General features: G+C 70.8%; 15 protein-coding genes and 1 pseudogene. 8 read left to right on the top strand and 8 right to left on the bottom strand.

Annotated elements, in window-relative coordinates; translation table 11 throughout:
- The first annotated feature begins 5 nt into the window (after nt 1-5).
- The gene (locus AB0I82_RS29345) at nt 6-707 is read left to right on the top strand and encodes an FCD domain-containing protein (protein ID WP_363260417.1); all 702 of its coding nucleotides are present in this window, start codon (nt 6-8) and stop codon (nt 705-707) included.
- 60 nt (nt 708-767) lie between these two features.
- Here the strand turns inward: AB0I82_RS29345 and AB0I82_RS29350 are convergent, their stop codons facing one another.
- Both AB0I82_RS29350 and AB0I82_RS29355 read right to left on the bottom strand, forming a co-directional pair.
- Nucleotides 768-980 carry a hypothetical protein gene (locus tag AB0I82_RS29350; RefSeq protein ID WP_030254100.1) on the bottom strand — a complete coding sequence of 71 codons (213 nt, stop codon included), beginning with the start codon at nt 978-980 and terminating at the stop codon, nt 768-770.
- A gap of 66 nt (nt 981-1,046) precedes the next feature.
- The gene (locus tag AB0I82_RS29355) at nt 1,047-2,645 is read right to left on the bottom strand and encodes a methylmalonyl-CoA mutase family protein (RefSeq protein ID WP_363260418.1); all 1,599 of its coding nucleotides are present in this window, start codon (nt 2,643-2,645) and stop codon (nt 1,047-1,049) included.
- Between the two features lie 231 nt (nt 2,646-2,876).
- Between AB0I82_RS29355 and AB0I82_RS29360 the strand changes: the two genes are divergently transcribed.
- Entirely contained in the window at nt 2,877-3,749 is an 873-nt protein-coding gene (locus tag AB0I82_RS29360; protein WP_363260419.1) for a L,D-transpeptidase family protein, read from the top strand.
- Between the two features lie 251 nt (nt 3,750-4,000).
- On the opposite strand, the gene AB0I82_RS29365 is transcribed toward AB0I82_RS29360, so the two are convergent.
- The 4 genes and pseudogenes from AB0I82_RS29365 to AB0I82_RS29380 all read right to left on the bottom strand — a co-directional run.
- Entirely contained in the window at nt 4,001-5,095 is a 1,095-nt protein-coding gene (locus AB0I82_RS29365; protein WP_363260420.1) for a hypothetical protein, read from the bottom strand.
- Nucleotides 5,095-5,859, bottom strand: coding sequence for an RNA polymerase sigma factor (locus tag AB0I82_RS29370; RefSeq protein ID WP_363260422.1), 765 nt, complete (start codon nt 5,857-5,859; stop codon nt 5,095-5,097). Before AB0I82_RS29370 ends, AB0I82_RS29365 begins: the two co-directional genes overlap by 1 nt.
- Before the next feature lie 410 nt (nt 5,860-6,269).
- Entirely contained in the window at nt 6,270-6,947 is a 678-nt protein-coding gene (locus tag AB0I82_RS29375) for a hypothetical protein (RefSeq protein WP_363260424.1), read from the bottom strand.
- A pseudogene (locus AB0I82_RS29380) lies at nt 6,944-7,333 on the bottom strand (sigma factor-like helix-turn-helix DNA-binding protein); the annotation flags it as partial. The gene AB0I82_RS29375 and the pseudogene AB0I82_RS29380, both read right to left, overlap by 4 nt.
- Before the next feature lie 159 nt (nt 7,334-7,492).
- Between AB0I82_RS29380 and AB0I82_RS29385 the strand changes: the two are divergent.
- Nucleotides 7,493-7,720: a hypothetical protein gene (locus AB0I82_RS29385; RefSeq protein ID WP_363260425.1), complete on the top strand. Its 228-nt coding sequence runs from the start codon at nt 7,493-7,495 to the stop codon at nt 7,718-7,720.
- Nucleotides 7,721-7,741: 21 nt separating this feature from the next.
- Here the strand turns inward: AB0I82_RS29385 and AB0I82_RS29390 are convergent, their stop codons facing one another.
- Together AB0I82_RS29390 and AB0I82_RS29395 are read right to left on the bottom strand one after the other, a co-directional pair.
- Nucleotides 7,742-8,305 carry a hypothetical protein gene (locus AB0I82_RS29390; RefSeq protein WP_363260426.1) on the bottom strand — a complete coding sequence of 188 codons (564 nt, stop codon included), beginning with the start codon at nt 8,303-8,305 and terminating at the stop codon, nt 7,742-7,744.
- Between the two features lie 132 nt (nt 8,306-8,437).
- Entirely contained in the window at nt 8,438-10,102 is a 1,665-nt protein-coding gene (locus tag AB0I82_RS29395; RefSeq protein WP_363260427.1) for a glycoside hydrolase family 20 protein, read from the bottom strand.
- A gap of 347 nt (nt 10,103-10,449) precedes the next feature.
- On the opposite strand from AB0I82_RS29395, the gene AB0I82_RS29400 reads away from it, so the two are divergent.
- The 5 genes from AB0I82_RS29400 to AB0I82_RS29420 all read left to right on the top strand — a co-directional run bounded on the left by AB0I82_RS29400 (nt 10,450) and on the right by AB0I82_RS29420 (nt 14,575).
- Complete coding sequence (locus tag AB0I82_RS29400; protein ID WP_363260704.1) at nt 10,450-10,971, top strand: 2-oxo-4-hydroxy-4-carboxy-5-ureidoimidazoline decarboxylase; 522 nt, start codon at nt 10,450-10,452, stop codon at nt 10,969-10,971.
- A gap of 192 nt (nt 10,972-11,163) precedes the next feature.
- Nucleotides 11,164-11,544, top strand: a complete 381-nt coding sequence (gene sdhC, locus AB0I82_RS29405) for a succinate dehydrogenase, cytochrome b556 subunit (protein ID WP_030254126.1) — start codon at nt 11,164-11,166, stop codon at nt 11,542-11,544.
- Nucleotides 11,545-11,553: 9 nt separating this feature from the next.
- Nucleotides 11,554-12,024, top strand: a complete 471-nt coding sequence (locus tag AB0I82_RS29410; RefSeq protein WP_363260428.1) for a succinate dehydrogenase hydrophobic membrane anchor subunit — start codon at nt 11,554-11,556, stop codon at nt 12,022-12,024.
- Between the two features lie 20 nt (nt 12,025-12,044).
- Nucleotides 12,045-13,799, top strand: a complete 1,755-nt coding sequence (sdhA, locus tag AB0I82_RS29415) for a succinate dehydrogenase flavoprotein subunit (RefSeq protein WP_363260429.1) — start codon at nt 12,045-12,047, stop codon at nt 13,797-13,799.
- Nucleotides 13,799-14,575: a succinate dehydrogenase iron-sulfur subunit gene (locus tag AB0I82_RS29420; RefSeq protein WP_363260430.1), complete on the top strand. Its 777-nt coding sequence runs from the start codon at nt 13,799-13,801 to the stop codon at nt 14,573-14,575. The genes sdhA and AB0I82_RS29420 overlap by 1 nt, the downstream gene beginning before the upstream one ends.
- Nucleotides 14,576-14,621 lie beyond the last annotated feature (46 nt).

The following is a 14,621-nucleotide window of genomic DNA, read 5'->3' on the forward strand; positions in this document are numbered from 1 at the left end:
ATCCCATGGAGAACACGGGGCAGGGGCTGCATGCCAGGGTGCTGGAGTCCCTCGGGCCGGAGATCACCGCGGGCGAGCACTGCCCGGGCACGGTGCTCCGCACCGACGAGCTGGCCCAGCGCTTCGACGTCTCCCGCACCGTCATCCGCGAGGCGATCCGGGTCCTGGAGTCCATGCACCTGGTGGAATCCCGGCGCCGGGTGGGCGTGACCGTACGCCCCACCGAGGAGTGGAACGTCTTCGATCCGCGGGTCATCCGCTGGCGGCTGGCCGGCGCCGACCGCCCCCGCCAGCTGCGCTCGCTCACCGTGCTGCGCTGCGCCATCGAGCCGGCCGCGGCGGGCCTGGCCGCCCGGCACGCCACGCCCGACCAGTGCGCGGCGCTCACCGAGCACGCCATGGGCATGGTCGCCACGTCACGCGGCCAGCAGCTGGAGGCGTACCTCGTCCACGACACGGCCTTCCACAAGACCCTGCTCACGGCCTCGGGCAATGAGATGTTCGCCCGGCTCAACGACGTGGTGGCGGCGATCCTGACCGGCCGCACCCACCACCACGTGATGTTCACCGACCCGGACCCGGCGGCGGTCACCCTGCACGTCCAGGTCGCGGAGGCGGTACGCACGGGCGACGCGGCCCGCGCGGAGGAACTGACGCGCGAGATCACCGTCGGCGCGATGGCCGAGCTGGACATTCTCGCGCCGTAAGCGCCGTAAGCGCCGTAAGCGCCGTAACAAGCTCAGACCGCGCCCGCCGCCCGTAAAGCTTCAGAACAGCGGCTGCTGCCCCGGGAACGGCGGCTCCTCCGGGTCGAACAGCTTCTCCGCCGGCGCCATCATGGGCGCCATCCGCCGCGAGCCGGGGCAGGAGATGAGCTCCAGCCCCGTACGCCGCCCCGGCGGGTCGTGCCGGGCGAACCGCCCGCCGACCACGGCGATCTCTCTGGTGCAGACGGGGCAGGTGCGGCGCGGTGACGACATACGAACAGTTTGACGCAGGGCGCGGGCGACATCGCCCGCGCCCACTCATTCACAAAGCAGGCTCGCTCAGAAGGCGTCCGTCGGGACGTAAGCCCCCCACACCTCGCGCAGCGTGTTGCAGACCTCGCCGACCGTCGCCTTGGCCTTCAGCGCGTCCTTCATCGGGTACAGGACGTTGTCCGTGCCCTCGGCGGCCTTCTTCAGGTCGGCCAGCGCCGCGTCCACCGCGGCCTGGTCCCGCTCGGCGCGCAGCTTCTTCAGCCGCTCGGCCTGCTGCGCCTCGATGGCCGGGTCGACGCGGAGCGGCTCGTACGGCTCCTCCTCGTCGAGCTGGTAGCGGTTGACGCCGACCACGACGCGCTCGCCCGAGTCGGTCTCCTGGGCGATGCGGTACGCGCTGCGCTCGATCTCGCTCTTCTGGAAGCCGTGCTCGATGGCGGCCACCGCGCCGCCCAGCTCCTCGACCTTGCCCATCAGTTCGACGGCCGCGGCCTCGACGTCGTCGGTCATCTTCTCGACGACGTAGGACCCGGCGAACGGGTCGACGGTGGCCGTCACGTCCGTCTCGTACGCCAGCACCTGCTGCGTACGGAGCGCCAGCCGCGCGGACTTGTCGGTCGGCAGCGCGATGGCCTCGTCGAAGGAGTTGGTGTGCAGCGACTGCGTGCCGCCGAGGACCGCACCGAGGCCCTGGACGGCGACGCGGACGAGGTTCACCTCGGGCTGCTGGGCCGTCAGCTGCACGCCCGCGGTCTGCGTGTGGAAGCGCAGCATCAGCGACTTGGGGTTCTTCGCGCCGAACTCCTCCTTCATCACCCGGGCCCAAATGCGGCGCGCCGCACGGAACTTGGCGACCTCTTCGAGGATGGTCGTGCGGGCGACGAAGAAGAACGACAGCCGGGGCGCGAAGTCGTCCACGTCCATGCCGGCCGCGACGGCGGTCCGTACGTACTCGATGCCGTCCGCGAGGGTGAAGGCGATCTCCTGCGCGGGCGAGGCACCGGCCTCGGCCATGTGGTAGCCGGAGATCGAGATGGTGTTCCACTTCGGGATCTCGGCCTTGCAGTACTTGAAGATGTCCGCGATCAGCCGCAGCGACGGCTTGGGCGGGAAGATGTACGTGCCGCGGGCGATGTACTCCTTCAGCACGTCGTTCTGGATGGTGCCGGTGAGCTTCGCGGGGTCCACGCCCTGCTCCTCGCCGACGAGTTGGTACAGGAGCAGCAGCAGGGCGCCGGGCGCGTTGATGGTCATCGAGGTGGAGACCTTGTCCAGCGGGATGCCGCCGAACAGCACCCGCATGTCCTCGATCGAGTCGATCGCCACGCCGACCTTGCCGACCTCGCCGCTGGCGATCGGCGCGTCGGAGTCGTGGCCCATCTGGGTCGGCAGGTCGAAGGCGACGGAGAGGCCCATCGTGCCGTTCGCGATCAGCTGCTTGTACCGGGCGTTCGACTCGGCGGCCGTACCGAATCCGGCGTACTGGCGCATCGTCCAGGGGCGTCCCGTGTACATCGTCGGGTACACGCCGCGGGTGTACGGGTAGGCGCCGGGCTCGCCCAGCTTCTCCGCCGGGTCCCAGTCGCCGAGGGCGTCCGGACCGTAAACGGGCTCGATGGGCAATCCGCTCTCGGTGTGTCGAGAGCTGCCGGACTCGCGCGCCATGGTGCCTGCCTCCCGCTGTACTGCTGCTCAGTAACGCTGGACAACTACTCAGTGGACTACTACTCAGTAATGAAGTGCCTTCGCGACGGACTGTAGCGGCGACCGTGCGCCCCGTGGAGGGGCGCAGGCTAGGACCTTGCTCACAGCATGACTCCCAGCATGGCCGCAGGTTCGGCGGGCCGCAGCGCCGGGAAGCATGGGGAGGGGCGGGTGAGACCACAGGGGTGGGATATGCGTCGCATGTGTCGCAGGCGCCGTGGACGCCGTGGGCGTCGCAGCAGGACGGTCCGCGCGCTGGCCGGGACGCTGGTGCTGACCGCCACGCTGTCGGTGACGACCGGCTGCAAGGAGATGCGGGTACGGATCGACGACGGCAAGGGCGCCGCGCCTGCGCCGAGCGCCTCGCTCCCGACGACACCGGCCGCGCCGCCGTCCACGCACGCGCCCGCGACCCGGCCGCCGACGACGCCGCCGAAGCCGGTGCTCGCGCCCGGGGCCCGCAGCGAGCGAGTACGCGAACTGCAGGCCCGCCTCCGCCAGTTGAAGCACTTCGACCGCAACCCGACGGGGTACTACGGCTCCGTCACGGCCGCCGCGGTCACGGCCTTCCAGCGCGCCCAGGGCCTCCCCCGGACCGGCAGCGTGGACGCGGCAACGCTGAGCGCCCTCCGCGTACGGACGCACTCTCCGACGCGCGACGAGCTGTACCCGCCCACGAGCCGGCCGGTCGCGGCTCCCGACAAGCGGTGCCTGACGGGCCGGGTGATCTGTATCAGCAAGAAGAGTGACACGCTGGCCTGGATGGTTGACGGCAAGGTCGTCTCGGCGATGGACGTGCGCTTCGGCTCGCAGTACACCCCCACCCGCGAAGGCACCTTCGGCATCACCTTCAAGAGCCGCCACCACGTCTCGACGATCTACGACACACCCATGCCGTACGCCATGTTCTTCAGCGGCGGCCAGGCGATCCACTACTCCAGCGACTTCGCCGCCCGCGGCTACACGGGCGCGTCCCACGGCTGCGTCAACGTCCGCGACAAGAAGAAGATCGCGGACCTGTTCCAGCAGGTCAGCCCGGGAACGAAGGTCGTCATATACAAATAACCCAGCAGCTCAAACAGCAACCATCAATTGAGCAACCACAACGGCGAGAACCACATCCGCGAGAGCGGCGCCGGCTTAGGCGCAAAAAAGGGCGCGAGCGGGGCCGGGGGAACGTGCCCCGCTCGCGCCGAACGCGCGGTGCCGTAGGTACGGGGGGAACCCCGGCTCCCGCGCAGCCGATGACCAGTCGGCTTCAGTACGTACAGCGTCACCGGCTCGAAAAACGTCACACCCGATGGTCAGGAGGGGTGTCAGCCGACCGGGGACGGTGTGGTGGAGGGGGTCGGCGTGGTGGTGACCGGAGCAGTCGTGGGGCTCGGGGAAGTCGTCGTCGGGGCGACTTCTGGGTGGCTTTCGTCGTCGCCCGTCTTGCTGTCGTCGCCCGAGTCGCGGCCGTCGGAGGAGTCGTTGCCGCCGGAAGTGCCGCCGTCTTCCGTGGAGCCGGAGCCTCCGGTGAGGCCGGAGTCGGGGGTCGGGTCCGAGCTGCCCAGGCCGCCCGTGAGGCCGTTCTGCTGGAGGTACTGCTTGCAGAAGGTGTGCAGCTTTTCCGCGCCGCCCATCGTCCGCTCCAGGCGCTGGCGGTCCTTGGGCGACGTGCGGCCCGCTTCGTAGTCGCGGCAGAGGGCGAGCATCGCCGCCCGGCGCTTCGCCTTGTCGGTGTTCAGGCCGCCGCCTCCGGGAGTGAGCTCCGGCAGCGGGAGCGTCGAAGAGTCCCCGGTGCCCTCACGGCCGGGCGTCGACCCGCCGTCCGACGCGTCGGGGGACGTGGGCCTGGCGGGCGACGAGGAGTCCGGGCTCGCGTCGGGGGACTGCGCGGCGTCGTCCGAGGAGTCCGCATCGGGGCCCTGGCTCTCCAGGAGGCTGGGCGTGGCGGCCGACGTGACGCTCGGCGACGGGCCGGGGTGGCCGCCTTGAAAGGGAGAGGGGAGGACGCCCGTACCGGCGGCCACCGCGACGCCGCCGAGCGCGCAGCCGGCGAGGGCGACGGCGAGGCCGCGCCGGAACGGGCGGCCGAAGCGAGCGCGTTCAGCGGTGCGGGACGCGCCGCCGCGCGGCACGGACCGCACCACGGGTATGCCGTCCTCCGCTGAGGCCCGCGCCGCGCCACCGGCCGCGGCAGTGTCGCGCGTAGACCTTCCCGACGAAACCTGGCGGAACGCGGCGACCGCGGCCTCCTCGCCGGGCAGCGGGGCCTCCGCCGACGGGCGGGTACCGGCCACCGCGGCGGCGCTCAGCAGGTCGTTCAGCTCGTCCGCGCCGAAGCCGCCGGCGGCATCGACCCGTTCGCCGCGCAGCAAATTCTCCGCGGCGTTCTTGTCGAGCCAGCTGTACCGGTCGTCGGCCATCACATGTCCTTCTGCGTCCGTGCAGCCGTTTCCGTCACACCTGGTACGTACGATTCCGTTCCGCCGGTCCGGCAGCCGCGGCGCGGGAAGGGCACCCCTCCCACGGGCCCGCCGGCCGGCCTGCTCCCTGGTACAGGACGGTCCGGAAGCCCTTCCGGTTGCTCCGGCGCGGCCTCTTCACGGGCGGTCGGATCGTCGTCGCGGTCGGTGATCAGTTCGGCGAGCCGGCGCAGTCCGCGGTGGGCGGCCGTGCGGACCGCGCCCGGGCGCTTGCCGAGCACCCCGGCCGCGCTCTTGGCGTCCAGCCCGACGACCACGCGCAGCACGACCGCCTCGGCCTGGTCCTGCGGGAGCTGGCCGATCAGCCGGAACGCGCGTCCCGTACCGAGCGACTCCAGCGCCTCGTCGACCGTGTCGGACGGGCTCGGCTTCTCTGTGAGCTCGCTCTCGTCGCCGCCGATGGCCGGGCGGCGGCCGCGCATACGGATGTGGTCGAGCGCGCGGTTCCTGGCGATGCGGGCCGCCCAGCCGCGGAAGCGGTCGGCGTCGCCGCTGAAGCGGGCGAGGTCCCGGGTGATCTGCAGCCAGGCTTCGGAGGCGACGTCCTCGGCGTCCGCTTCGCCCACCAAGGTCCGTACATATCCCAGCAGACGGGGATGTACAGCCCGGTAGACGGTACGGAAGGCCGTCTCGTCACCGTCCTGTGCCGCCTGTACGGCGACCGTCAACCGGCTGTCGTCCGGCTGAGTGTCGTCCCCTTGCACGGGTCCATCCTGTCGCACGCGGAGCATCCGCCGCCCGGTCGTTGCTGCCTACGTCTGCTGCCGGCATCCGGCTACCGCAGGTAAAGGAACATCTTCTGGCGCCGACGGTATCCCGTGGTGCCCCCTACGCCGAAGTAAGTACGCCTGGCTCTCGTCCACCGGACCCGCAGGGCCGCCGCAGGACGCGTGGCAAGCGCACCGACCGGCGCGGACCTGCACGTTACGGGCATCGGCCGCTCTGCGTCCAGAGTCGCCGGGATGCGGGCACCCGTACGGCGCGTGACGCCACTGTGACGCTTTTGGACCCGGCGGCGCTGTAGATGATGAGGGCCCGGTGCGGCCCTCCCTCGAACGACGGCCGGGGCCTCTCCTGTGGGGGGTGGCGGCCCCGGCCGTCCCCCTTTTCTTCTTTATTTGTTCGCCTTGGGCGCGTGCGGCGCCTTTTCCCGATGGGGCTGCGGGGGCTTCGCCTTGCCGTGGTGGGGCTTCGGGGGCGTCTTCTTTTCCTGCTGAGGCTTCGGCGGCTTGCTCTCCTTCGCCCCCGGCCCCGGCTTCGGCTTGGGCTGCGGCTTCGGCCTGTCGTGGTGACTGGGCTTACCGGGCCCGTCGGGCGTCCGCGGTGCATCCGGCGAGGCGTCCGGGGGCCGGAGCAGCGGGACGGTCGGACGCGCCGGGAGGGTCGGGCGGTCGGAGGGTGGTACGGCGTGAGCGGGTGCCGTGCGGGACGGGGCGGGGCGGTCCGGAGTACTGCCGGAGAACGCGCCCATCGACGCGGCCGCCACGCCGCCGAGCATCACCGACGCCAGCAGCGTGCCGAGCGCGGCGCGCACCGGCAACCCGGTACGCCTCGGGCGCCGGCTGCCCCGCAGCCGGCCGCCCCACAGCCGGGCACCCGCCGTCGACGCCCGCGCGTCCCGCGCCGCGCGGAACGCCGCGACCGCCCGCTCCTCCCCCTCAGGCGTCGCGGCCGAGTCGGCCCGCACCGTGACGCCGAGTAGTTCGGCCAGCTCGGAGAGGCCGCCCGTGTCGTCTTCTCCGGACGCCGCACCGGCGTTCCTGGAACCGCCGCCCATGCGTGGCTTCCTCACCTTCGCCTCTTGTCCATCGTTCCGCTTCGTTCTTCCCCGTTCCGCCGTACTCCCAGCTGTTCCGCCGGCCGCTGCAGTCCGCGGTGGGCCGACGTGCGTACGGCGCCGGGCCGCTTGCCCAGGACGCGGGCGGCGGCCGGGCCGTCGAAGCCGACCACGACGCGCAGCAGTACGGCCTCGCCCTGGTCGCGCGGGAGTCCCGCGATCAGGGTCGGCACCCGTTCGGTCGAGAGCGTCTCCAGGGCCTGCTCGGAGGTGCTGTGCGGGCCCGGGAGCTCGACCGGGTCCGGCTCGAACGCGGCAGCGCGCGGCCGTACCTTCTGGCGGCGCAGCAGGTCCAGCGCCCGGTGCCGGGCGATGGTCGCGGTCCGGCCGCGGAACCCGGCCCAACCCCGTTGTCCTCTTCTCGGCGGATCCGCGGCGGTCGCGGCGGCGCGGCACGGATCAGGGCACCTGTGCCTCCACAGTCATCAGCGTCCGAGCGGACGGAAATGTCACAGTAGACGGAAATGGCGCAGCGGACGCGAATGTCACAGTGCGGCGGCATGGACGCGCTGACCCAGTCGAGCGCGGGTGTGCCCGGCGCGAACGAGTCCGGCGACCAGTGGGGCGCCGCGACCGCCTGGGGCGACCTGAATGGCGACGGCCACGCGGACGTGGCGCTCAACTACCGCGACACGGGCCTCGTCGGCCGCGTCGTGTGGTTCAAGGGCGGCCCGACCCGGCTCGGTACGCCGACGGGCGCCCGGCCGGGGCAGCAGCTGACGCCCTGATCCGGTAATCCGGCCCGCTGATCAGGCGGCGCCGCGTGCCTGCCGCGAGACCACCGCGCGCAGCACGCGGCGCCCCTCGGCGGAGATCTCCACCGCCTGCCGCAGGCCCGCGGGGCCGTGCCCGGCCAGCAGCTCCAGGATCGTCGTCTGGCGCCGGAGCTCGGCCTCGACCAGCGGGGTCATGCCGTCCGTACGGCCCGCGCGGCGGTCCTCCAGGGTCTCCGCGCCCTCGTACGGCTTGCCGGCGGCGTCCAGCAGGTGGTGGACGCGGAGTGCCGCCTGCGAGCAGTCGTCGGCCCAGGCGCGGACCGCGCCCTCGTCGGAGCGGTCGGACGGCGCGCCGTCCGCCATCCGGCGGGCCAGCGCGGCCGGTTCCTCCTCGTCCGGCGACGCCTTGGGCAGCAGGGCCCGTACGGCGGTCAGCTCGATGCCCCACTCGGCGCCGTCCGCCGTCAGGCTCGCCCACAGCGGGCGCAGCGCGTCGTCGTCCGCGCCGAGCAGCGGCAGGCAGCGGTCCAGGCAGGCGAGGCCGCTCGCCGCCAGCCCGCGCGCATCAGCACGCGCGACCAGTTCCACCAGGCTCATGACGTACGCCTTCCCCTTCGCACCGGGCACTTCCCTTGCTGCGCCGTACAGCGTGCCGGAGCGCGGGAACGTCACAGCGGACCGTGACATACCGGGGTGAAGGCGTACGTCCGTACCACTCCTCCGTACCGCTCAGCGCGCGGGCGCCACCGTCGCCGCGCGGGTCTTGAAGTCCGTCCAGGACAGCGACGGCTTGCGCGGGTCCCAGACCTTCTGGGAGAGCGCGGCGAGCGGCAGCCGGATGCCGCGGGCGACCTGCTCGGTGGTCTGGGACTGGGCGAGGTCGCACCAGACGCCGAAACGCGCGCCGGGGATGCGGTCGGGCCCGGCGAGCGAGGCCGGGACCGGCTTGGTGCCGCGCAGCACGGCCGGGGTCCACTCCTTGTAGATCCGCTCGCCGGTCGGGTAGGTGAAGTCGTTCGGCTGGCCGAGGACGTAGTACAGGTATTCGTCGTTGAGGTTGACGACCCTGCGGCCCTCCTTCAGGAACGCGGCCGGGTCGTTCGCGCCGATCTCCTTGCCGGTCCAGTACGCGACCGTGCGGTCCTTGTCCGGGGTGACCACTTTGGAGTCGTGGAAGCCGTCGTTCCACGCCTCGACGTGCTGCACGCCCGCCTTCCGCAGGGTCTTCTCGCGGTCGTTGAGCCAGCCGGTCGTCAGGTCCTGGACGGTGGCCTGCGCGCCGTACTTCTTGGTGGCGGCGCGCGCGAGCTGCGGGTAGGTGGCGCCGGGCGACTTCACGGTCAGGGCGCGGTACTCGTCGCCGCCCAGGTGCCAGCGCGGTCCCGGCACGCCCTCCTCGGCGAACAGCTTGGCGTACTCCTTCAGCAGGTCGTCGACGATCTGCGCGGCCTTGGGCTGCGAGATGTCGATCGCGCCGCGCTGGGACACACCCGCGGCGCTGCGCAGCTGGAGCTCGGGGTGCTTGTCGATCACCGCGCCGAGGTGGCCCGGCGAGTCGATCTCGGGGATGACGGTGATGTGCAGCTCGCGGGCGAGCTTCACCAGGTGCCGGACCTGGTCCTTGGTCAGATGGTCCTTGGAGACGATCTCCGGGTGACTGGAGCTCTCGATGCGGAACGCCTGGTCGTCGGAGAAGTGCAGCTGGAGCTGGTTGAGCTTGAGATCGGCCATCTCGCGGATGCGCTTCTCCAGCCAGTCCGCGCTGAAGTGCTTGCGCGCGGTGTCGACGAGCAGGCCGCGCTGGGCCCGGTCGGGGCGGTCCTGGACGGTGCCCTCGGGGACGCCGCCGGAGGCCCGTACGGACTGCACGACCGTGCGGGTGGCGTTGAAGATTCCGGTGTCGGTGGGCGCGGTCAGGGTGAGGCGGGTGTCGCGTGCGGTGATCGTGTACGCCTCGTCGGAGGTGCTCGCGGGGGCCGCGTTGTTCTCGCCCGCCGCCTTGCCCTTGCCCGAGAGCGTCAGCTCGACGTCGCCGGGGCGCGCGTCGTCCTTCCAGGACAGTTTCAGGCCGCCGAGGTCGGCGGCGAGCCGGCGGGCCTCGTCGGCGACCGGGCTCTGCTGCCCGGCCGGGACGACGACGCGGGCGTTCTTCGAGACGCGCCAGCCGGTGCCGTCGGCCGCCTTGAAGCCGCGGACGGCGGGGATCGTGCGCGGGGGCCCCTTGACCGCGGCCCAGCGGGGTGTGGGCGCCGCGGAGGACGCCGCGGACGTGGGCGACTTGGAATCCTGCTCTCCAGCGCCGCTGCCGCCGCCGTGCTGCGCGGAGCCGTCCGAGCAGCCGGTGATGGCCAGGGCCGAGGCGGCCAGTGCCACCCATGCCGTCAGCTTCCTCATCTACGCAAACCTCCCTTTCCAGGGCGAAGTATGGCCAGCTAGAGAAATGTCCCGTCCACTACGCGCGCGAAAGCTCTCTCATCCGGGTGAAATTCGCGCATCCGTCGGACAGAAGACGGCTTGCGTCGTTACGGTGACGTCTCATCTGCCTCCCCTTTCCCGGAGCCCTCGCCGCCCCCGACGGCGCGCAGGCTCTATCGGAGTCGTCCCGGTCCGCGCCCCATGCGCGTAGTCCCCTGTTTCCCGAGGAGATCACGCTGACCAGCGAGCCCCCGGCCGCCCCGCCGACCACGCTGCACGCTCCCCGTTCCGGCATACCTTCGCAGAAGTGCCGGCCGCGGCGGACGCTGCCCGACGGCGCGTCCGGACTCGACCGCTTCAATTCGGCCGCCGCGGGCGCCGCCGAGGCCGCGCTGCTCGGCTGCTGCGGCAGCCACCGCTGGGCCCGCCGGATCGCCGCGCACCGCCCGTATCCCGACCTGGAAGCGCTGCTGGCCGCCGCCGACGAGGCCAGCTACGACCTCAGCCCGGGCGATCTCACCGAGGCGCTCGCCGAGGAGTCCCTCTCCCCGCAGCCGCTCGCCGGTGCCCGCGGCCGCGGCACCCTCGCGGCGCACACCGCGCTGCGCGCCGCGCACGCCGAGTACGAGCGCCGCTTCCGGCACGCCTTCGTGATCTGCCTGGACGGGCTGCGCGAGGACGAGCTGCTGGACCGCGTGCTGAGCGGGATCAGGGACCGGCTGGGACACGAGCCGGACGAGGAGCGCGCCATCGCCGCCGACGAGCTGCGCCGGATCGCCCGGGGGCGCCTTGCCCACCTTGCGGGCGAACACCTTGCGGGCGATCACCTTGCGGGCGAAAGTCCGTGATGATCGCCTTTCTCCCCGTGCGTTAGGCCGTCCGATCGCCCGTCCGTGCTTGATTGATCACACATGAGGACCCCGGCGGGAGGAACCGACAAGTCGTCGCTACGATGGCCAGGGCCGGTGGACCGTACCCGGCCGGGCCAGACCGACAGTGAAGCCGGCCGGCCCCAGTCCCCGCTCCCGGAGGGTTTTTCCGTGCCGGCTGGAACGCTGTATCGCGGCCGGGAAGGTATGTGGTCCTGGGTGGCTCATCGAGTCACCGGCGTCCTCATTTTCTTCTTCCTGTTCGTGCACGTGCTCGACACCGCTCTCGTTCGTGTCTCCCCGGAGGCCTACGACGACGTCGTCGCCACGTACAAGACGCCTCTCGTCAACGTGATGGAGTACGGCCTCGTGGCCGCCATCCTCTTCCACGCGCTCAACGGCCTGCGCGTCGTGGCCGTGGACTTCTGGTCCAAGGGCACGAAGTACCAGAAGCAGCTGCTGTGGACCGTTGTCGGTGTCTGGGCCGTCCTGATGGCCGGCGCCTTCTACCCCGTGCTGCAGCACACCCTGCGCACGCTGTTCGGGAGCTGATGAAGCGCGATGTCCTCTGCTGAGACGACTCCTGTGAACGACTCCGTGTCCCTGTACGACGTGGACAACCCGGCTCCCGTCATCGAGCCGCCCCGCGCCCGTACGAAGAAGACGCCGAAGTCGACCCGGACCAACTTCGAGCTGTACGGCTGGCTGTTCATGCGGCTGTCCGGCATCGTGCTGGTCGTCCTGGTCCTCGGCCACCTGCTGGTCCAGCTGGTGCTGGACGGCGGCGTGAGCAAGATCGGCTTCGCCTTCGTGGCCGGTCGCTGGGCCTCGCCGTTCTGGCAGGCATGGGACCTGATCATGCTGTGGCTGGCGATGCTGCACGGCGCCAACGGCCTGCGTACGGTCATCAACGACTACGCGCAGCGGGACAACACCCGCTTCTGGCTGAAGATGCTGCTGTACGCCGCCACGGTGTTCACCGTCCTTCTGGGCACGCTGGTGATCTTCACCTTCGACCCGAACATCCGCTAAAGCCGGGGCTGACTGGAACAATGAAGATCCACAAGTACGACACCGTCATCGTCGGCGCGGGTGGCGCCGGTATGCGCGCGGCCATCGAGTCGACCAAGCGCAGCCGCACCGCCGTCCTGACGAAGCTCTACCCGACCCGCTCCCACACCGGCGCAGCGCAGGGCGGCATGGCCGCCGCCCTCGCCAACGTCGAGGAGGACAACTGGGAGTGGCACACCTTCGACACGATCAAGGGTGGCGACTACCTGGTCGACCAGGACGCCGCCGAGATCCTCGCGAAGGAGGCCATCGACTCCGTCCTCGACCTGGAGAAGATGGGCCTGCCGTTCAACCGCACCCCGAACGGCACGATCGACCAGCGCCGCTTCGGCGGTCACTCCCGTAACCACGGTGAGGCCCCGGTCCGCCGGTCCTGCTACGCCTCGGACCGCACCGGCCACATGATCCTCCAGACGCTGTACCAGAACTGCGTCAAGGAGGGCGTGGAGTTCTTCAACGAGTTCTACGTCCTGGACCTGCTGCTCAACGAGGTCGACGGGGTCAAGAAGTCCGCCGGTGTCGTCGCCTACGAGCTGGCGACCGGCGAGATCCACGTCTTCCAGGCGAAGTCGATCATCTTCGCGTCCGGCGGCACCGGCAAGTTCTTCAAGGTGACCTCCAACGCGCACACCCTGACCGGTGACGGCCAGGCCGCCGCCTGGCGCCGCGGGCTGCCGCTGGAGGACATGGAGTTCTTCCAGTTCCACCCGACCGGCATCTGGCGGATGGGCATCCTGCTGACGGAGGGCGCCCGTGGTGAGGGCGGCATCCTCCGCAACAAGGACGGCGAGCGCTTCATGGAGAAGTACGCGCCGGTCATGAAGGACCTCGCCTCGCGTGACGTCGTCTCGCGCTCCATCTACACGGAGATCCGCGAGGGCCGCGGCTGCGGTCCCGAGGGCGACCACGTCTACCTCGACCTCACGCACCTCCCGCCGGAGCAGCTGGACGCCAAGCTGCCCGACATCACCGAGTTCGCGCGGACCTACCTCGGTATCGAGCCCTACACGGACCCGATCCCGATCCAGCCGACCGCGCACTACGCCATGGGCGGCATCCCGACCAACGTCGAGGGCGAGGTGCTGGCCGACAACACCACCGTCGTGCCGGGCCTGTACGCCGCCGGCGAGGTCGCCTGTGTCTCCGTGCACGGCGCCAACCGCCTGGGCACCAACTCGCTGCTCGACATCAACGTGTTCGGCCGCCGCGCGGGCATCGCCGCCGCGGAGTACGCGCACAAGAGCGAGTTCGTCGAGCTGCCCGAGAACCCGGCGAAGCAGGTCCAGGACCAGGTCGAGCGGCTGCGCGACTCGAACGGTACGGAGAGCGTGACCAAGCTCCGCACCGAGCTGCAGGAGTGCATGGACGCCAACGTGATGGTGTTCCGCACCGAGCAGACGATCAAGACCGCGGTCGAGAAGATCGGCGAGCTGCGCGAGCGCTACCTGAACGTCTCCGTCCAGGACAAGGGCAAGCGCTTCAACACCGACCTGCTGGAGGCCATCGAGCTGGGCAACCTGCTCGACCTGGCCGAGGTCATGGCGGTCTCCGCGCTGGCCCGCAAGGAGTCCCGCGGCGGTCACTACCGCGAGGACTACCCGAACCGCGACGACGTCAACTTCATGCGGCACACCATGGCGTACCGCGAGGTCGGCGCTGACGGCAAGGAGTCGATCCGCCTCGACTACAAGCCGGTCGTCCAGACCCGCTACCAGCCGATGGAGCGTAAGTACTGATGAGCACCCCCACGCTTGAGAAGCACTCGGACGCGCTGGACGCAGCCGAGAGCACCGCACTCCAGAAGATCACCGTCACCTTCCGCATCCGCCGGTTCAACCCGGAGGTCTCGGACGAGGCGTCGTGGCAGGACTTCCAGCTGGAGCTGGACCCGAAGGAGCGCGTGCTCGACGGGCTGCACAAGATCAAGTGGGAGCAGGACGGCACCCTGACCTTCCGCCGGTCCTGCGCGCACGGCATCTGCGGCTCCGACGCCATGCGGATCAACGGCAAGAACCGGCTGGCCTGCAAGACGCTGATCAAGGACATCAACCCTGAGAAGCCGATCACGGTCGAGGCCATCAAGGGCCTGACGGTCCTGAAGGACCTGGTCGTGGACATGGAGCCGTTCTTCCAGGCGTACCGCGACGTGATGCCCTTCCTGATCACGAAGGACACCAACGAGCCGACGCGCGAGCGTCTGCAGTCCGCCGAGGACCGCGAGCGCTTCGACGACACCACCAAGTGCATCCTGTGCGCCGCGTGCACGACCTCGTGCCCGGTGTTCTGGAACGACGGCCAGTACTTCGGCCCGGCGGCGATCGTCAACGCGCACCGCTTCATCTTCGACTCGCGTGACGAGGCGGGCGAGCAGCGCCTGGAGATCCTGAACGACAAGGACGGCGTCTGGCGCTGCCGTACGACCTTCAACTGCACGGACGCCTGCCCGCGCGGTATCGAGGTCACGAAGGCGATCCAGGAGGTCAAGCGAGCGCTCATCACGCGGCGCTTCTGATCTCGGCCTGAGCCTGGGAAGAGCCCCTGTCCGGTTTTCGTACCGG

The sequence above is a fragment of the Streptomyces sp. NPDC050315 genome (assembly GCF_040655775.1).
Lineage (GTDB): Bacteria > Actinomycetota > Actinomycetes > Streptomycetales > Streptomycetaceae > Streptomyces.